This window comes from Imperialibacter sp. (genome assembly GCF_040222815.1).
GTDB lineage: Bacteria > Bacteroidota > Bacteroidia > Cytophagales > Cyclobacteriaceae > Imperialibacter.
On sequence record NZ_JAVKCH010000057.1, the window covers coordinates 118,013 to 135,688 of the forward strand.

The following is a 17,676-nucleotide window of genomic DNA, read 5'->3' on the forward strand; positions in this document are numbered from 1 at the left end:
ACAGAGTAAAATTAATTCTGCAAAATGTTTTCGGTCTCAATAAGGGTCTTTTCTACAATAGGGTGATTAGTAGGTACTTTGGCTCCAGGGGATTTTTTATTGACCAGTAATTTAGGGCTTTTTCTGACTTTATTTTTTACCGACCGCAAAACAAGATAGTCTAACGTAAGTCCGAGAAAAATGGCTGTACCAATTACAATGGGAAGCATCATCAAGTCTGAATAGCTTTTTCCAGCGATAGCAATCGCCACGAACAACAAGTTAACAGACGTCAATATAAGTGTGATATGTCGATGCTCAAACCCCATCCGCATAATGAAATGGTGTACGTGACTCTTATCAGGCGAAAGCGGAGACTTTCCTTTTTTCACCCTTTTCACAAAAATACGGGCGGTGTCAAAAATAGGTAAAATCATTACCGCCACTCCTGTGGCCACCGAACCACTGAACTTTATTGGAGAGCTCGCATCAAGAGCGTAATTGCTTTCGATAAATAAAACGGCGAAAGATGCCAGTAGCAAACCAATTGCCAAAGCTCCGGTATCTCCCATAAAAATCTTTGCGGGCGACCAGTTAAACATCAAGAAACCCACTATGCCACCGGCGAACGTAGCAGCTATGGCTGCATACAGATGCTGATCGTTCAGTTCAAACCATGTTCCAAAAAAGGTCAACGCTAAAAGGCTGCACATACCCGCCAGCCCATCAACACCGTCTATAAGGTTAAAAGCGTTGGTTAACACTATAACTGTAAATAGGGAGACTGGTATACCTACAAATACGGGTAACTCGTATACACCAAAAAGTCCGTACAACGAAGTGAGCTGAACCCCACCATAGACAACTACAAGCAGTGCCGCAGCCAGCTGACCTACCAGCTTATGAAATGCTGAAAGGTTAACAAGATCGTCCCTGAGGCCGACAATAAACATGATAGTAACAGCAAATAGAATACTACGGCTTTGATTCAACTCCCCAAGGGTAAACCAAAGCAAAACGGCAAAAAACACACCAATCATGATTGGTATTCCGCCCATTGAAGGAGTGCTTGCTTTGTGTATTTTCCTTCCCCCTGGCGTATCGGTAATCCTGTTCCTTACGAAAAAATAGATAACCGCCGGAGTAAGTATGAAACAAATCAAAAAAGACGTAAGTGCAAAAAGTATCTTTTCCATATCGAAATTCGGATGACAAAGATAGTCCTTATCAATTGACATGCCAATTTATGCGTCCTAAATATTCCCAGTCAAAATGTGAATTTTTCAAACTTAACGCCGGTTGTTAGTAAATTAACTAACAAAATCCTGTAGGAAATAGATTGATGTGTTCTTTTCCAGAAATTTTAGGCCGCACTGTATTGCCTGTGGAGATGGGCAAGTGGAGCCGGTGGGCTCTAATTTTGTTGTCGCCATACCGCTCAAGGCAAATAGAACACAGGCTGAACCTATTGATTTTTAAGTCTATGCTCAATGAATCTGACAAGCGCCAGCATCAGCCTGGTATCCTCCGCATCAGCAGTCATCAGTCGGTCTTTTAGCCGGTTGTAAAGACTGGGCTGGCGGGGCACGTCAAGGTCACTAAGCACTTTCTGGGCTTTTTCTTTCAGGGCTTTTTGAGCACCTTCTTCCGCCTCCTGCTTTGGTGGTTTCGCTTTGCTACTAAAGGAGGCTTTCGAAAGCTCCCAGGCATAAATAAGGACACTTTGGGCCAAGTTTAGGGAGGGGTGCGGGGCCGCAAGCGGAATACTACTAATCAGATCACACATGCCGATTTCTTCCTTTGTTAAACCGTCTCGCTCGCTACCAAAAACAATTGCTACATCGTTGATTGTTGTGCCTTTTTCTTGGAGAAGATTGCCGATTTTTTCCGGCGAATGATAGTCGTGTCTCCCAAGTCTTTTCTTGGCTGTGGTGGCTATGCTCAGGTCAATATCGCTCAATGCATCTGCCAGCGATGGATAGACTACTGCATTTTCCAGGATATCATGTGAGCCGTAGGCTGTTTTCCTGGCCTGTTGCGAAAGGTGATCTGTTGGATTAACCAGCCTGAGACTGCCAAATCCCATTGTATTGATGGCACGGGAGGCAAACCCGATGTTTTCAGAAACAGCCGGATGGCTGAGAACGAAGTGGATGGTCATAGGTGCACCAAATTCCGGGAATCATTGATGGTGGTCAATATTTAGTTCATTCTTACCCAGTCATCTTCGTGATTGTGGCTTGCCACTGGCGTATACTTCACCCACTCGGTGTGGTATACTTCGCCGTCACGGTGAATTCGGATGAGTGTGTCGCCGGAGGTGAAACTGAACCTGTCGTGTCCATGATCAACGTCAGTTTGCATAGAGGAATAGATGATATGCAAAGTGCTGTCGGTTTCTACCGCCCTTCCGAGATACTGTTCAACCCAAAAGTTTGCATCGCTGTCGTCATCTTCCTGTTGTCCTTTTAAGATGACAGAGTAATGATGCTCCTCATCCGGTCTGCGGGGCTTTCTTAAAATCAAGTCGTGGGTATACGTGATATGATGACCTTCGTCGGATTCGTATTTTTCCAGATACTCATACTTAGAACCCCAGTTGTGCTTGGGATACCTGCCACTACAGGCCGCAAAAAATGTTACAATGAAAAATACCAGCCCTAGTTTAACAATAGCTTTCATAAGTCGAGGTCATTGATGCTTGTTAGAATACCTGTGAAAATTAAGAGTAATTGTGGGCTATTACAAATAAGGTGGTCGATATGAACAAGGCGGAATCAAGCTGAACAAAAAAAGACCACTCATTGAGAGTAGTCCTTTTTCACTTCTAACCTGTGAGCTTATGTGTAAAATCTACGAGTCAAGGTTGATGTTGAGCCCATTTCAAATACACATTACAATGTTACGTATAGCCCATCCCGGATACATACCTGTTTTTAGGTATTTTTCTAACTTATATCAGTTTAGTACTATTTGTCCGCTATACCTTGGCTCAAGAACCATCTCCTCTTCCTAAAGAGTCACCCGGTTAGCGGTTCTTATTGTCAGTTTGCTATTTTTGAGACTTATGCTGCGATACCTGATTGTACGGTTACTTTCTGCATTCCCCGCACTACTCCTTGGACTGATTGGGCTTTTTGTCTTCAGGGTTTTGCCGTCGCAGTCGGTGTGGGAGGAGAGGATTGACCTTCTGGCATTGGAAGGAGGCAGCTATAACACACTAAGAATCCAACAGGAAAAAAAAAGGATAAGGAAAGAGCTTGGTCTTGACCTCCCGGTGTTTTATCTGTCCTTGCGATCTGCAGCGTTGCCAGCAGCCCTGCCTCTTGACATGCCGGATGTGCAAAAGGAATGGGTCAGGAGCATTTGTTTACTTACAGGTCAGCCAGAAAGGGTTCTGCAACTGGCAGCAGCTTTGCAGGCTAAAAATTTCTCTGCATGGGTGCCTGACAATACCAAATTGCAGTGGCAAAGTGTGCGAACCTGGGTTTTAGGCAATGAGGTGGCTGCATCATCCGAAATTCTTTCGCAGGTAGATGAGTTGGAAGCTTCGTCCCAGCAGTGGAGAGCTTATGTGCCAGCATTGTACTGGAATGGTTCAGGCAATCAGTTTCATCTGTGGTTTTCTCAGCTTTTACATGGAGACCTGGGAGTGAGCTGGAAAAACCGGGAAAGGGTGTTTGACGTCATCAGCCGGGCGCTTTCCAACACTATTGTGTTCACAGTGCCTGCTATTATTCTGATTTTTCTTTCTGCCTACTGGCTGGTGATTGGGATGTCGCACCTCGGGCCCAGGACCAAAGCATTGGCGGATCAGGTCATTTATTTCTTTGACCTGGTTCCCCTTTTCGGTTGGGCGCTTTTGGCGATGATTCTGTTTGCCAGTGGAACGGTTTTCTCCTGGTTTCCGTCACATATTTCGGCCAGCTCACTCAATAGCTTTTCTTTTTGGTCGAGGAGTTTCTGGCCTTATGTGCTCCCGGTGGCCATTCTTTGGATAAGCACATTGCCTTATATCACCAAGCACATCGACAATGCCTTTCAAACGTCTGCCGACCTTCCGTTTGTGTTTATGGCCAGAGCAAGAGGTCTTAGCGAGCATGTCATCAAAAAGAGATATAGACTCAGGTATAGTTTATTGCCTGCTATTACGCTATTCGGGGAGTATTTGCTGGCCGTGGTAAGTGGCGCATTGGTGGTTGAGGTGCTATTCTCCATTCAGGGCATTGGCATGCTGCTCACACAGTCGGTTGGTGCCCAGGACTATCCCGTTGTCACCGGAATTATTCTGCTGTTGATTTTGGTCAGGATGCTATCCTACTTAATTACCGATCTCTTGTACTATTGGTTTGATCCCAGAATAAGGCTGTCCAACCAATGAGCAACCGACCAACATTCAGGTGGTGGCCATTGGCGATCCTGGGAGCGATCCTGATAGTGGTAGTGTTTACGTGGTTCTTTGAGGAGCTAAAGCCTGCACTCAGGCTTGACATGAGAAGCCTGCCTCCCGGAGCAGGCCATTGGCTGGGAACGGACACACTCGGCAGAGATGTATGGCTGGCTATTTTGGCTGGCTCCCAAAGGTCAATCCTGGTCAGCATCGGCGCAGCGTTAATCGGTGGGAGCATAGGTGTTGGCTTTGGAAGTGTTGCTGCCTTTTTCGGAAATGATCGCCTGCGGTTTACTATCAGAACCTACCTTACGGGACTGTTGCTGCTGCTCATTGCCGTTTATTTTGCTGCGGTGCTTTGGCCGACCGTTTCTTCCACTGGCCAGGTGCTTGCCGGGGCGCTGATTGTCCTTCTTCTGGTTGTTTCAGTTGTAGTAACATGGTGGTTGCTTAAAAGGTTTGGCGTTTTGGCGGGCAGAATGACTTTTCCTCTGGACACCATCACCCAGCGGTTTATTGAGGTGATCTCGGTCATTCCCCGCTTGTATTTAATCGTGGCTTTTGCTATGATCATTCCCATCAATATGTTCACTCTAATAGTGCTGTTTGCTGTTACCAGCTGGGATGTGATGGCGAGGATGGTGCGTGCTGAGATGCTGAAAGTAAGAGAGATAACCTATATCGAATCGGCGAGGGTAATAGGGTTATCAGAATCTAAGGTCTTTTTTCGGCATGCATTGCCAAATGCCATCGGGCCTGTGGCCACGCAGGTATGTTTTACTATATCGGGGTTGTTGATTGCCGAAGCCACCCTTTCATTTATCGGTGTAGGTGTTTCTCCCGAAACTGTCAGTTGGGGAAGTATCATCCATGGCTACCTCGAAAACCTGCAAGCCTGGTGGTTGGCTGTTTTCCCCGGAATTTGTATTTACCTCACTGTGATTAGCCTGCATGCTTTGGGCAATGATTTGGATAGGATGTACCACCGTAAGTAAATCAAACAAGTCGATTCAATATCAAGTCGACAAGGCTACAAAAGCGTAAACCTCAATCAAATTGTTTGCTGGCGAGCCTTTGATCTTAGGATGACGAAATATATTTTTGGGTACTCTTAAAATTTTCGTTCCCGAAAGTATGAAAGGTACCAAAATCACAATACAGGATGCTGCAAGCGAATTAAATTTGACTCCGCAGCAAGTAAGAAACCTTTGTCGGCATGAAAAGATATATAGCCAAAAAGTGGGTAAAACCTGGATATTGGAGGAGGAACAAGTCGCTTTCTACAAAGCAAACAACAAATGCGGACTGACAAAAGACAAAGAAGCTTCGGGCGATCATGACACATTCGGCCTTGGGTTTGAAAGGCCGATTGCACTTTCGTTTTTTACTGGAGCCATGGGCCTTGACCTGGGTATCGAAAAAGCTGGTTTCAAGACATTGCTTGCCTGCGAAACAGACAACGCCTGTAGGAAAACCATTGTTAGAAATAGGCCTGAGATTGCCTTGATAAGCGACATCCGAAATTATACAGCATCTGATATTAGAGAAAAGGCTGGCCTAAGTGCATCAGACGAGATCGACTTGATCGTGGGCGGGCCGCCGTGTCAGGCCTTCAGTACTGCTGGCAAGCGAAAGGGATTTGAGGATGATCGAGGCAATGTATTCCTAACCTTTCTGGATCGAATCATTGAATTAAAGCCGAAATACGCCGTCATAGAAAACGTTAGAGGTATTCTATCAGCGGCGCTGAAGCACAGGCCCCATGAGAAACGGGGCGTGGGCGATCCTCCACTCGAAGTAGAAGAAATGAATGGTGGCGCACTTATGCATATAGTCAAGGTGTTGAACAATGAGGGCTATGGTGTAAGCTTCAATTTATACAACGCTGCAAACTTCGGGACTCCCCAAAAGAGGGAGCGGGTCATCATCGTTGCGTCGAGAGATGGAGGCAGATTACCCTATTTGACGCCAAGCAATTCTGAAAAGGGTGAGTTTGGTCTGCCAGCTTGGAACACCTTTGAAGATGCCGTCAGAGATTTGCCAATGCAGAACATGCATTATGTAAAATTTCCGGAAAAAAGACTGAGATACTACCGAATGCTGACCCCCGGCCAGTACTGGAAGCACCTGCCAGAGGATATCCAAAAAGAAGCGTTAGGGAAATCTTATTATTCCGGAGGTGGTAAAACGGGGTTCCTGAGGAGACTGGCTTGGGATCAGCCTGCGCCAACTTTGGTCACGCACCCAGCCATGCCAGCCACTGACCTTGCTCATCCAGAAGAAGACCGACCCTTAAGCATAGAGGAGTACAAAAGGGTTCAACAATTTCCAGACGGTTGGAAAATTGAAGGCAGCTTGATTGAGCAATATCGTCAAATAGGAAATGCAGTGCCTGTAGGCTTGGGCAAAGCCGTGGGAGATCTCATTATGAACCACATCCGGGGAGTGAAGATTGCCGGGTTTCCCGATTTTAAATATTCCAGATATAGAAATACTGACGACAAGGCGTGGTTAGCCGATATATCCAGAGAGTTAGGCCAATTCAAAATCGCCATATGAATTCACTTGACCTGGATGATGTACGAAAGTACGTTGAAAAAAATATCGGAACATTTCACCAGAAAAGGATTGAGAAAATCGATGGTCTGCGCTTAAAAGATGTCTTGGCCAAGAAAAACCCATATCTATTTAGAGCGAAGAACTTATTGATTGCTAAAGACCTTATTCAGGGAATCGTTGACGCATTCGTTTCTTCAAGTGAAGAAGGCATATTTGGTGAATGGCTTGAGGGGCTTGCGATTTACGTCAACGAACTTGTTTATCAAGGTAGAAAATCTGCAGTTCCCGGTGTTGATTTAGAGTTCGACGTTGATGGAGTTAGAAACATTGTATCAATAAAGTCTGGGCCAAATTGGGGAAATGATAGCCAGATAAAGAAAATGACTGACAACTTCAATTCTGCCAGACGAGTGCTGAGAACGTCGGGTGCAAACATCAATGTAAAGGCAGTGAATGGTTGCTGCTATGGGAGGTCTTCAAAACAACATGAATACAAAGAAAAGGGCGACTATTATAAGCTTTGCGGGCAATCGTTTTGGGAGTTTATTTCCGGTGATCCGGAGCTTTACAAAGAAATCATTGTCCCGCTTGGATACAAAGCGCAGGAGAAGAACGACGAGTTTATCGCCTCTTACTCACAGATGATCAACAAGTTTACGTTTGAGTTTTCAAAAGATTTCTGCGATTCAAAGGGTGCTATTGATTGGGATAAGTTGATCGAGTTCAATTCAAAAAGAAGAGACTAATTCCCTAGTAAAATCCGACGGAGTCTGAATTACCCCGACAATACATCAGCTTAATACCTGACAGAAATCATACTTTGCCGACGGGCATCATTGCATTTTTGTAAAGTCAAACAAATCGCAATGCCCATGCAAACTGACCTATTGTTCCAAAATGCCACCCACGAAGCATTCAATGCTTTAATTACAAACAAGTATATCTCAAGAAATGCTGAGAGCATGAACACACTTTCTTTAGCCCTTAAATACGACCTGATCAGGTTGTCTTCGCTTGGGGTGGTAGTGTTTTTAGAAGACAGAATACAATTGGCAGAAGGGATGGAAAGTTGGGTGCAGCTTTACTGGAGTGAGGTGAGCAGAACCTGGTAAAAAGGCTGAATTACTTCCTGTCCTTTTTTAAAGATTTGATAAACTGCGCCCAGGCGAAAGGATTGAGTAGCGGATTGCTTCTGGGCTGAAATTTATCCGTCATCGCCAGAAACTGCTGGTTAGAATAATACCGATAATTCTCCGAAGCATCCATCGGAGCTCCCTGCATCATTCTCATCAAAATATCCGCCCTAAGCACCTCCTCCATCTTACGATAGTCTTCGGCATCGGGCAGCTTGAGGGCAAGCACAGCCTGTTTGAAGAGCTCTTCCGTGGGGTAGGGCAAAATTTCTATCGGTGGTAAATAAGTGGTGTCGGTAACGAGCTCAATAATGGCTGTAAAGTTTTCCCCTTTGTTGCCCGGAACAATGAAATGTTGCTTTTCAAAGCCAATGGCACTGATCACCACACTGTCGCCAACCAGGGCAGGCATCGAGAAATAACCATACACATTGGAAGTAGTACCTCTTCCGGCTTTCGGCACATACACGTGCACTCCCGGCACTCCCGAAACGCTGTCCTCTCCCAATATTACCCCGGAAAACTGGATGACCCTGCTTCCGCCCTGGGCCCAGCTTTCCTGATGTGCCACCAGCATAAATAGGAAGCACATAAAAGGCAGAAAATATTTAGAGATGAACTTTGACAAGCCTTTCTTTACTTATGAATTAAGAGGATACTAATTATGGGTTAATAGTTGCAATTGGGCCCTAAGCTACAAATTATTAGATCAATTGCACAGGTTTTGTGTTACACGGATAAGCCATAAACTTTCATTATTGTTCCCATGAGGCTCAAAAACTTTAGTCTGCAATACGGAAACCAAATATTCAAATCCTTCTCGGAGGAGGCAAGAGTGCGTATTCTCTTTTTACTCTTCAATCAAAAAGAACTTTGCATTACCGATATTGAATTGTCTCTGGACTTTACTCAAACCAAAACGTCGAGGCACCTGACCTACCTGAGAAACGCCGGGCTGGTCAACGTCCGAAAAATAGACCAGTACGTTTTCTATTCTATCAAGGAGGAGGTGTCGGACATCGTTAGCCAAATATTTCAGTTTTTGCAGAAAGACGCCAGCCTCCAGAAAGACCTTGAAACCTTTCGAATCCTTTATTCGAACAGGGAGCTTGTAAAAAACAAAATGGAAAAACGCCAGTTAACCGGCCTTAGATAAATGTATGGGCAAAAAATACAAACACCTTTTTTTCGATCTCGACCACACCCTGTGGGATTACGATCAAAATGCCAGAGAGTCCCTTGTGGAGCTCTATTCCGTGTACGCTCTCAAAAACTTCGGTAAGTTCAGTGCCGAGCAACTTGTCGACAAGTTTTTCCGGGTAAATACACAGTTCTGGTATCTGTACGACCTGAAAAAAATCGACAAGGAACATCTCAGGGAGGAGCGATTCAGAACAGTGTTCCGGGAATTGGGTTTCGCAGATATGGATCTCGCTTTTCAGTTTGGCGAGGACTATGTGAACCTATGTCCCACCAAAACGGCAGTGATGCCCGGCGCCATAGAGTTGCTTACTTACCTTGTTGAAAAATACCCGATTCACATCATTACCAATGGTTTTGACGACATCCAGTCGGTGAAGATCAGAAGTTCAGGCCTGGAGAAATTCTTTTCTGAGGTTATTACTTCTCAAAGGGCAGGTGCCCGCAAACCCTCTCCACAAATTTTCGAGTACGCCATGCAGCTCACCGGTGCCACACCGTCCACGTCGGCCATGGTAGGCGACAACCTTGTCACAGATATTGGGGGAGCCAGAGGGCATGGCATAGATCACTTTTACTTCAACCCTGAAAAACTTCCACATACGGAACCAGTTACACTCGAAATACATTCCCTTAGTGAATTGCATCACCATTTCTAAAGGTTTTTAGGCCGGTGGTGAGTAAATTCGCCCCTCAATTTATTGCAGTCGACAAAACCAAATAAACAACATGTCATTAGCGATTTTTAAGACCCCCAAACCAACCAACGAACCTGTTCTCAGCTACGCACCCGGCACACCCGAGCGGGCAGCACTGCAAAAGGAACTGAAGGAGTTGAAGTCAAAAGAGGCTGATATTCCTATGTACATCGGAAGTGAAGAAGTGCGGACCGGAAAGAAGATTCGGATGTCGCCGCCTCACGACCATAAGCATACCCTCGGCTACTTTCACGAAGGAGATGCCAGCCATGTGGAGCAGGCCGTTAACGCTGCGCTTGGCGCCAAAAAGGCATGGGCAGAGATGAGCTGGGAGCACAGGGCAAGCATTTTCCTCAAAGCCGCCGACCTGCTGGCGGGCCCCTACAGGGCAAAAATAAACGCCGCCACTATGCTCGGGCAGTCGAAAAATGCTTTTCAGGCAGAAATTGATGCCGCCTGTGAATTCATTGATTTCCTAAAATTCAATGCGGCCTTTATGGTGGAGCTGTTTCACCAGCAGCCCGACTCGGCGCCAGGCATGTGGAACCGTATGGACTACCGGCCACTTGAGGGCTTTGTATTTGCCATCACACCCTTCAACTTCACCTCTATTGCAGGCAACCTGCCAGCCGCTCCAGCGCTGATGGGTAATACGGTCATCTGGAAGCCGGCATATACCCAGGTGTATTCGGCACAGGTGATCATGGAGGTGTTCAAAGAAGCGGGCTTGCCCGATGGCGTCATCAATCTTATCTATGTGGATGGACCTGTTGCCGGTGATGTTATTTTCAACCACAAAGATTTTGCAGGTCTCCATTTCACCGGCAGCACTGGCGTTTTCCAGCAACTCTGGAAGACCATTGGCCAGAACATTACCAAGTACAGAACTTATCCCCGCATTGTAGGCGAGACTGGCGGCAAGGACTTTATCATTGCCCACAAATCGGCTAATGCAAAAGAGCTGGCTACCGCTATTATCCGTGGTGCATTTGAGTTTCAGGGGCAAAAGTGCTCGGCTGCCTCAAGGGCGTACATTCCTGACAACCTCTGGCCCGATGTGCAAAAGTATATTCTTGAGGATTTAAAGCATGTGAAAATGGGTGACGTCGAAGATTTCGGCAATTTTGTGAATGCTGTGATCGATGAGCGCTCATTTAACAAAATCAGCAAATATATTGATGAGGCCAAGAAAAGTCCCATGGTGGAAGTGGTTGCCGGTGGCAACTACGATAACAGCAAAGGCTGGTTCATAGAGCCTACCGTGCTGCTTGCCAAAGACCCGATGTATGTAACCATGTGCGAAGAACTATTCGGCCCGGTGCTAACGGTTTATGTGTACCAGGCCGAGCGCTACGAAGAGGCATTGGAACTGGTGGATAGCACTTCGCCTTATGCTTTGACAGGCGCCATTTTCTCGAAGGATCGTTATGCCATCGAGCTGGCCATGAGCAAACTCATGCATGCCGCAGGCAATTTTTACATCAATGATAAACCAACAGGAGCCGTGGTAGGCCAGCAGCCTTTTGGTGGTGCCAGGGGGTCAGGAACCAACGACAAGGCGGGTTCTATTCTTAATTTGATTCGGTGGGTGCAGCCAAGAACCATTAAGGAAACCTTTGCTCCGCCAACGGATTTCAGGTACCCATTTTTAAGTAAATAACGAAAAAGCCCTTCAAAGGGCTTTTTTTATTGACTTATAGAGATAAATTAGCTCTATGGAAAACATCAGAACGCAGTTGTCGCTCCTCATTACCCTTGCCAACAGTGATGGTGAATTTCATGAAAGAGAAAGGCATGTTATAGAAAGAGTGGCGAGGTCAGGGGATATCTCGCAGGAAGAACTGGAGCTTTTGATCAAGCAGCCCGACCCTGTCGAAGGCCTTGACAAGATGCCCTACGACGATCGCTTTGATTATCTCTACAATGTCATTCTGCTCATGAAGGCAGACAGCGTTATTCAGGACTCTGAGCTGCTTTTTTGTCAAAAAATAGCCAACTCTCTCGGCTTTCAATTGGCAGCGTTTATGGAGTTGTATCCTCATGTGCACATCAATATGAAGGCTCCTGAAGAGCTGAGGATGATGAGAAAGAAACTTCAGGACTACCACGCCGACTAGTTACCCCTTCCAGGCCAGCTCTTTTTCAAGTGCAGTGTCCAGCCTGTGAATCTTTGATTTTCTGTAATTAGCGAAGGCATGTTCATGTGCTTCCAACAAATCATCGTAAGGCCCCCTGGGGCTCATGAGTTTTACCAAAACGGGCGAAGCTTCTATCATTACAAATAGAAGCATGATGAAGATATTGGCAAATGCTATGGAGGAATGCTTGTTGGCAAGCCGATCCAATGATTCGAGTTGCAATGCCAGCCCACCAATATGCGAGACATCAATTTTGGCCAATTCATTGGCTTGTAGTAGTGCTACTGAGTCTTGCTTTTCCCGTAAAGCTGAAATCAGTGCCAGATGATTTGCCTTAAGCTCGTTCAACTCAGCTTCGGCTCTTTCAGCATTTGCTTTCTTTACGGCATAAATAGGCCCCAGATTACGACGGCCCGAACCGCCAGTGCCATCCGCCTCTTCCTGAGCCATTCGGGTAAGCTCATCTCTTACCTGTTCTTTGCTGGCAATTTGCGTTTCCAGCTGGTTGAGTTCAACCTTGTATTCAGCCACATGAGGTGCATAGCGGGATGCAATCATCGTTCCTTCAGCAGTCTTTTGTTCTTCTTTGATAAGAACAAGCTCCGCTGCTATTTCAGGCTGAAATATCCGCAGCTCCAAAGGCTTTGCTACCACTATCGCTATCAACACTGCAAGCACGATTCTTGGTGCGGCCATTAGCCACTCCTCCCATTTGTTTTCGTTTTTCTTTAAGCTGGAAACCAGAAAGCGATCGAGGTTGAATATCATAAGCCCCCAAAGCAGACCGAATAGCGTGGCGATCCAGTAGTTGCCAAAAACAGCATGCAAGGCAAACCCTCCGCTTACGGCGGCCAAAAGCCCCGTGAAAAATACGGCTCCGCCAATGCTCACAAAGCGGGCCGACTCTGTTGGGCATCTTTTCAGCAGCGAATGAGAAGCTCCCGAACAGAACCAGAAGAAAGAGGTAAATTTTTTCATCGAACACTTTATTGAAAAGAATAACGGCATCAACTCTAATAAGTTGCATTAAAAGGTTCCTTTTTATACATAGTAGCAAGGCCGACCTGTTTGAATATCAGTGCTGGTGGGTAGTACTAAATACCCCGTATGAGCGATTTTCTCGAAATGCGATTATCAGGTACTTAGCACCAAATTAATCGACTATGAAAAAAATAGGATTACTCATACCGTTTGTCTTTTTGCTGGCGACTGAGATTTCTCAGGCACAGGAAAAGAGAGGGTTAAAGTTGGGTGAAAAAATAGGTAAACTAACAGCCAAGCTGATGACCTCCAAAACCTCTAACCTGGGAGAAGCTGCCGTATTGGTACATCATATCAACGGCATGCACACTATGGAAGCCCGGATTTCTGGCCAGGAGGTGTACCCCGAAGATTTTAAGGAAGGCGATGTTGCCGTTGCTATATTTTTCTCAAAAGCAGAGGGTCTCGGAATGCTCAACATAGACGGCTCAGTAACCAGCGAGGGCAAAGAGCTGACTTCGACGGGTTTGGGGTACTACATGATCGAGCTTGAGCCTGGCGATCTTAGCCCAAAAACCGTGAACGTGGAAACCGTAACGGGAGATAAAGCATCCTTTACGATTAAGCCTGTACCGTCGGTGAAAATCATTTCTGTGAATGGCTCGACGTCAAACGCTGAGGTCGACCTATCTAAAGATATTGAGTTAGTACTTGAAAATGGCTCCGGCCACGAAGGCAGCCTTTTAAATGTGGCGCTGGTAACCGACGTAGCTGGTGCCAGGGGATTCAACTACTTCGCTTCATTCAAGTCTACCGATAAAGTAATCATCGCCAAGGAATCACTCAGCAACCCGACTATTTCAGGCAGTGTAGATGGCGTTGGCAATTACAATCAGGGCGAGAATTATCTGATAGTAGAACGCTATGTGCAAGCGCCTACCGATAAGCAGTCGACCGCTGCTGCGGAGCTTCAGAGCAGGGCGTATGGCTCGATGAAAGTGAATGTGTCAGGCAAGCAGCAGGAAAGTGTTTATGGGTCCACAAGTGTGAAAGGGAAAATTGACAACCCTTCTGGCGTATTGAATTTTGCAGCAAGCAAGCCCAACGCTGCCACAGGGGCGCCATTTTCGCAAGGGACGAAATTTGCAGTTTCGTCGCTTTCTGTTCGGGGTGTTTTGTTCAAACAAGAAACCAGCGAATCAGTTTCTTATGGTTACAACACCAAGATCACCACTACCACAACGACCACCTACCAGTTTCCAAAACTGCCAGATGCTTTCTGGGATCAACTGCTTAACAACATGCACGCTGACATTGTCAAAATGTTCAAAGAAGAGTTTTCTATAGAAATGGTGCCTACTGAAAAGCTGACGGCATCTTCTTACTACAAGGAATTTTATCCGGTTAAAGAAAAGAATACCGATGACCTGATTGTGAAGACTTATAAAAACACGGTCAATATGCAGCCAACCAAGGTTGCTGACATTTTTGGTTCTATTTCCACCAATATGACCTCTGATCGGCCAATCATCAACCTGATGAAGGACGCAGATGTTGACGGCCTTATCAATGTGCAAATGGACTTGCAGATTGCGGGGGATGACAACGGAAAAATTATCCTTGTACCCAGGCTCAACTTTTTTATTCAAGGGAGGGAAGAAACCTATACCAATAAAGATGTGCAATATGGCTCAGGTTGGGTAGCAGCGTCCGATGGCAAGCCTTTCTCCGAGTCTGAGTTTAATGACATTAATGCCCTGAACAGCATAGTGAGAAAAGACGACATGATGAATGCTATGAGGGACGCAATGAAACGCCTGCGAGAAGCCGAAATAGAAAGAGGCTACGATAAGATCTGGGCATTAAAGTAAAATAGTTGGCTAAACATCGCATCCAAAAAAGGCCGGTCAATTAAGATCGGCTTTTCTTTTTTCAATCAACACTTCCCATCTTGTTTGGTATTTCGAAAAGGCCTATTTTGAATTGAATTCGAAAATTATCAATCTATGAAAAGGAAACTATTTACATCTATTCTAGCCCTGGCGGCATTTACTTTGGTTTTCGGCACCAGTGCTTTCGCTGCCGGAACGGAGCCAATGACAAAAGAACAAATCAATAACCTTACGGAAGAGCAGGCCGAAGAGAGAGTGACTCAGCTGACCCAAAGGGTGAATGAGATCAAAGACATGAAAAAAAATGAACTCTCAAAGGAAGATCGCAAGGAGGTGAAGAAAGAGCTGAGAGAGATCAAGAAAGAACTGGATTTCTTGAACAATAAGCTGACATTGTCAGTAGGTGCTATTATTATCATAGTATTACTGATCATTCTTATTTTCTAATCCTCCTTTTAGGAAAATAAAAAGGCGACTGGTGTGAGCCAATCGCCTTTTTTGTTGCCTTTTAGCACTATTTTTTCAGAAGCCCAGCTCGTCTCAACAGGGCCTTTGGATCTGGTTCACGTCCTCTGAATTTCTTGTAGAGTATCATTGGGTGTTCACTGCCGCCTTTGGAAAGAATATTGTCTTTAAATTTTCCAGCCACTTCGCTGTTGAAAATGCCCTTCTCCTTGAAAAACTCAAATGCATCGGCGTCTAGTACTTCGGCCCATTTGTAGCTATAGTACCCCGAGGAGTAGCCTCCATTAAATATGTGAGAGAACTGGCAGCTCATATTGGTTTCTTTCACCTGAGGAAGCACCTCCATTTTCTCGAATAGTGTTTTCTCAAACTCCCCAATATTCGTTATGCCCGACGGATCTACACCGTGGTAGGCCATGTCGAGCATGCCGAACGCCACCTGACGGGTTGTTGCATAACCTGCCTGAAAATTAGCGCTGTCTTTCAGCCTTTGCACAAGATCTGCAGGAATAGCTTCGCCGGTTTTATAATGCCTGGCAAACAGGTCGAGGCAATCTTTCTCAAGTGTCCAGTTTTCCAGAATCTGCGACGGAAGCTCCACAAAATCCCAGTACACATTAGTGCCGCTCAGGCTGCCGTAGTTGCCTTTGGCCAGCATGCCGTGTAGTGCGTGACCAAACTCATGGAAAAGTGTCTGGACCTCATTGAAGGTGAGCAACGAGGGCGTAGATTTCGTGGGCTTGGTAAAGCTGCACACGATGCTGATATGTGGGCGCTTGTCCTCTCCATTAGCTTTCTTTTGCTGACGAAAAACTGTCATCCAGGCGCCCCCTCGTTTGCCTTCCCGGGGAAAGAAGTCAGCATAGAAAATGGCTACGAGCTCTTCCTTCTCATTTCTCACTTCATACACAAGCACCTCTGGGTGGTACCTATCAATGTCCTTGTTTTCCACAAAGTGAATCCCAAAAAGTTTTTCAGCTACTTTGAACACCCCATCAATCACTTTTTCAAGTTGAAAATAGGGTTTGAGTAATTCGTCGTCTACCTCATACTTTTCTTTTTTCAGCTTTTCGCTGTAGTAAGCAAAGTCCCACCTTTCAATTGCATCAAGTCCATCCAGCTTTTTGGCATAAGCAGTAAGTTCTTCTACATCTTTTTGGGTGGCAGGTTGAGAAATCGCCAGTATGTCGGTGAGAAACTCATTGACTTTCTCCGGTGTTTCGGCCATTCTTTCTTCAAGCACGAAATGTGCATGGGTAGAGTAGCCGAGCAACTGAGCCCGTTCGAAGCGGAGTTGCACTAGTTTCTTCACCACCTCCTGATTGTCGAACTCATTGCCTTTGAAACTCCGTGAGCCATAGGCCATGAACATCTTCTTGCGAAGCTCCCTATTGGCCGAATAGGTCATGAAGGGAATGTAGCTGGGGTATTGAAGTGTAAATATCCAGGCACCTTCCCTGCCCTTTTCTTTGGCTGTTTCAGCCGCCGCTTCTTTCACGAAATCTGGAAGTCCTTCCAACTCCTTTTCGTCAGTTACCTCCATGCTAAAGGCATTGGTTTCTTTGAGCACGTTCTCTCCATATTGCTGGCCCAGCACAGAAATCTCTTTGTCTATCGCACGTAGCTTCTCTTTTTTATCTGCCGACAAGTTGGCGCCATTCCTAACAAAGCCTTTATAGGTCTTCTCCAGAAGCGTCAGAGACTCCTCATCAAGTTTGGCTTTGTCTGTAGTTTCGTAAACCAGCTTTACTTTTTTGAAAAGCGCTTCATTGAGCATCACATCATTGCTAAACTCTGAAAGCAAAGGCGAAATGTCTTTGGCCAACGCCTGCATCTCGTCGCTTGTTTCAGCCGAGTTCAGGTTGAAGAAAATATTAGATATGAGGTCGACTTTGCTCCCAGAGGCTTCCAGGGCCACAATAGTATTTTCGAAAGTAGGAGGCTCACTGGACTGTGTTAAAAGAGCTATCTCCTCCTTGGCGAGCTTAATACCTTCTGTAAAGGCAGGCAGATAGTGCTCATTCTTAATTTTGCTGAAAGGAATAGTATCAAATGGGGTGTTAAAACTTTCTAAAAGAGGGTTTGACATTTATGGTTATTTTTAGTCTTCAGAATTATATCAACAACAAAGAAGTGGCGCCTTTTGGTTTGCCACTTGCCGTTCAATTTATTGGCGAATTTAGGAACAAACGCCGGTAACTCGTCTAATTATCAAAAGATCAGTGGTATCCGGGGAGTAAT

Annotated in this window: 17 protein-coding genes; 11 read left to right on the top strand and 6 right to left on the bottom strand. The window is 45.6% G+C overall.

The genetic code is table 11. The features are described from left to right. Positions 1–11 precede the first annotated feature (11 nt). The 3 genes from RIF36_RS26630 to RIF36_RS26640 form a co-directional block, all read right to left on the bottom strand. Positions 12–1,175 (bottom strand): glycosyltransferase family 4 protein, encoded by a 1,164-nt coding sequence (locus tag RIF36_RS26630; RefSeq protein WP_350072947.1) that lies wholly within the window; start codon positions 1,173–1,175, stop codon positions 12–14. Between the two features lie 269 nt (positions 1,176–1,444). Continuing rightward, the gene (locus RIF36_RS26635) at positions 1,445–2,140 is read right to left on the bottom strand and encodes a tRNA/rRNA methyltransferase (protein WP_350127919.1); all 696 of its coding nucleotides are present in this window, start codon (positions 2,138–2,140) and stop codon (positions 1,445–1,447) included. 41 nt (positions 2,141–2,181) lie between these two features. Further along, entirely contained in the window at positions 2,182–2,661 is a 480-nt protein-coding gene (locus RIF36_RS26640; protein WP_151997757.1) for a DUF5991 domain-containing protein, read from the bottom strand. A 385-nt stretch (positions 2,662–3,046) separates the two neighbouring features. Between RIF36_RS26640 and RIF36_RS26645 the strand changes: the two genes are divergently transcribed. From RIF36_RS26645 to RIF36_RS26665, 5 genes are all read left to right on the top strand, one after another. Beyond that, complete coding sequence (locus RIF36_RS26645; RefSeq protein ID WP_350127921.1) at positions 3,047–4,360, top strand: ABC transporter permease; 1,314 nt, start codon at positions 3,047–3,049, stop codon at positions 4,358–4,360. Then, a complete protein-coding gene (locus RIF36_RS26650; RefSeq protein WP_350127924.1) occupies positions 4,357–5,364 on the top strand; it encodes an ABC transporter permease in 1,008 nt (335 codons plus the stop codon). Before RIF36_RS26645 ends, RIF36_RS26650 begins: the two co-directional genes overlap by 4 nt. Positions 5,365–5,503: 139 nt before the next feature. Next, a complete protein-coding gene (locus RIF36_RS26655) occupies positions 5,504–6,928 on the top strand; it encodes a DNA cytosine methyltransferase (RefSeq protein ID WP_350127927.1) in 1,425 nt (474 codons plus the stop codon). Beyond that, the gene (locus RIF36_RS26660) at positions 6,925–7,674 is read left to right on the top strand and encodes a PmeII family type II restriction endonuclease (RefSeq protein ID WP_350127930.1); all 750 of its coding nucleotides are present in this window, start codon (positions 6,925–6,927) and stop codon (positions 7,672–7,674) included. The genes RIF36_RS26655 and RIF36_RS26660 overlap by 4 nt, the downstream gene beginning before the upstream one ends. 126 nt (positions 7,675–7,800) lie before the next feature. Continuing rightward, the gene (locus tag RIF36_RS26665) at positions 7,801–8,040 is read left to right on the top strand and encodes a hypothetical protein (RefSeq protein ID WP_151997762.1); all 240 of its coding nucleotides are present in this window, start codon (positions 7,801–7,803) and stop codon (positions 8,038–8,040) included. A gap of 10 nt (positions 8,041–8,050) precedes the next feature. On the opposite strand, the gene RIF36_RS26670 is transcribed toward RIF36_RS26665, so the two are convergent. After that, positions 8,051–8,653 carry a carboxypeptidase-like regulatory domain-containing protein gene (locus RIF36_RS26670; RefSeq protein WP_151997763.1) on the bottom strand — a complete coding sequence of 201 codons (603 nt, stop codon included), beginning with the start codon at positions 8,651–8,653 and terminating at the stop codon, positions 8,051–8,053. A 174-nt stretch (positions 8,654–8,827) separates the two neighbouring features. Between RIF36_RS26670 and RIF36_RS26675 the strand changes: the two genes are divergently transcribed. The 4 genes from RIF36_RS26675 to RIF36_RS26690 all read left to right on the top strand — a co-directional run bounded on the left by RIF36_RS26675 (position 8,828) and on the right by RIF36_RS26690 (position 12,076). Then, positions 8,828–9,217 (top strand): ArsR/SmtB family transcription factor, encoded by a 390-nt coding sequence (locus RIF36_RS26675; protein WP_151997764.1) that lies wholly within the window; start codon positions 8,828–8,830, stop codon positions 9,215–9,217. Between the two features lie 4 nt (positions 9,218–9,221). Further along, positions 9,222–9,920: a YjjG family noncanonical pyrimidine nucleotidase gene (locus RIF36_RS26680; RefSeq protein ID WP_350127933.1), complete on the top strand. Its 699-nt coding sequence runs from the start codon at positions 9,222–9,224 to the stop codon at positions 9,918–9,920. 70 nt (positions 9,921–9,990) lie between these two features. Continuing rightward, positions 9,991–11,619: an L-glutamate gamma-semialdehyde dehydrogenase gene (gene pruA, locus RIF36_RS26685; RefSeq protein ID WP_350149708.1), complete on the top strand. Its 1,629-nt coding sequence runs from the start codon at positions 9,991–9,993 to the stop codon at positions 11,617–11,619. Between the two features lie 55 nt (positions 11,620–11,674). After that, positions 11,675–12,076: a TerB family tellurite resistance protein gene (locus tag RIF36_RS26690; RefSeq protein ID WP_151997767.1), complete on the top strand. Its 402-nt coding sequence runs from the start codon at positions 11,675–11,677 to the stop codon at positions 12,074–12,076. Here RIF36_RS26690 and RIF36_RS26695 read toward each other — a convergent pair whose 3' ends face one another. Next, positions 12,077–13,075: a DUF4407 domain-containing protein gene (locus RIF36_RS26695; RefSeq protein ID WP_350128404.1), complete on the bottom strand. Its 999-nt coding sequence runs from the start codon at positions 13,073–13,075 to the stop codon at positions 12,077–12,079. It abuts the gene before it with no gap. Positions 13,076–13,260: 185 nt separating this feature from the next. Here RIF36_RS26695 and RIF36_RS26700 point away from each other — a divergent pair, with 185 nt between their 5' ends. Both RIF36_RS26700 and RIF36_RS26705 read left to right on the top strand, forming a co-directional pair. Beyond that, positions 13,261–14,949, top strand: coding sequence for a hypothetical protein (locus RIF36_RS26700; protein ID WP_350128401.1), 1,689 nt, complete (start codon positions 13,261–13,263; stop codon positions 14,947–14,949). A gap of 135 nt (positions 14,950–15,084) precedes the next feature. Further along, the gene (locus RIF36_RS26705; protein ID WP_350117709.1) at positions 15,085–15,417 is read left to right on the top strand and encodes a hypothetical protein; all 333 of its coding nucleotides are present in this window, start codon (positions 15,085–15,087) and stop codon (positions 15,415–15,417) included. Between the two features lie 67 nt (positions 15,418–15,484). Here RIF36_RS26705 and RIF36_RS26710 read toward each other — a convergent pair whose 3' ends face one another. Beyond that, a complete protein-coding gene (locus tag RIF36_RS26710; protein WP_350128398.1) occupies positions 15,485–17,524 on the bottom strand; it encodes a M3 family metallopeptidase in 2,040 nt (679 codons plus the stop codon). Between the last annotated feature and the right edge of the window lie 152 nt (positions 17,525–17,676).

Coding starts and splice junctions, on each gene's coding strand:
- pruA (WP_350149708.1), top strand. CDS start 9,991: ATGTCATTAGCGATTTTTAAGACCCCCAAACCAACCAACGAACCTGTT.
- RIF36_RS26670 (WP_151997763.1), bottom strand. CDS start 8,653: ATGTGCTTCCTATTTATGCTGGTGGCACATCAGGAAAGCTGGGCCCAG.
- RIF36_RS26710 (WP_350128398.1), bottom strand. CDS start 17,524: ATGTCAAACCCTCTTTTAGAAAGTTTTAACACCCCATTTGATACTATT.
- RIF36_RS26650 (WP_350127924.1), top strand. CDS start 4,357: ATGAGCAACCGACCAACATTCAGGTGGTGGCCATTGGCGATCCTGGGA.
- RIF36_RS26655 (WP_350127927.1), top strand. CDS start 5,504: ATGAAAGGTACCAAAATCACAATACAGGATGCTGCAAGCGAATTAAAT.
- RIF36_RS26700 (WP_350128401.1), top strand. CDS start 13,261: ATGAAAAAAATAGGATTACTCATACCGTTTGTCTTTTTGCTGGCGACT.
- RIF36_RS26665 (WP_151997762.1), top strand. CDS start 7,801: ATGCAAACTGACCTATTGTTCCAAAATGCCACCCACGAAGCATTCAAT.
- RIF36_RS26695 (WP_350128404.1), bottom strand. CDS start 13,075: ATGAAAAAATTTACCTCTTTCTTCTGGTTCTGTTCGGGAGCTTCTCAT.
- RIF36_RS26640 (WP_151997757.1), bottom strand. CDS start 2,661: ATGAAAGCTATTGTTAAACTAGGGCTGGTATTTTTCATTGTAACATTT.
- RIF36_RS26675 (WP_151997764.1), top strand. CDS start 8,828: ATGAGGCTCAAAAACTTTAGTCTGCAATACGGAAACCAAATATTCAAA.
- RIF36_RS26635 (WP_350127919.1), bottom strand. CDS start 2,140: ATGACCATCCACTTCGTTCTCAGCCATCCGGCTGTTTCTGAAAACATC.
- RIF36_RS26680 (WP_350127933.1), top strand. CDS start 9,222: ATGGGCAAAAAATACAAACACCTTTTTTTCGATCTCGACCACACCCTG.
- RIF36_RS26630 (WP_350072947.1), bottom strand. CDS start 1,175: ATGGAAAAGATACTTTTTGCACTTACGTCTTTTTTGATTTGTTTCATA.
- RIF36_RS26660 (WP_350127930.1), top strand. CDS start 6,925: ATGAATTCACTTGACCTGGATGATGTACGAAAGTACGTTGAAAAAAAT.
- RIF36_RS26645 (WP_350127921.1), top strand. CDS start 3,047: ATGCTGCGATACCTGATTGTACGGTTACTTTCTGCATTCCCCGCACTA.
- RIF36_RS26705 (WP_350117709.1), top strand. CDS start 15,085: ATGAAAAGGAAACTATTTACATCTATTCTAGCCCTGGCGGCATTTACT.
- RIF36_RS26690 (WP_151997767.1), top strand. CDS start 11,675: ATGGAAAACATCAGAACGCAGTTGTCGCTCCTCATTACCCTTGCCAAC.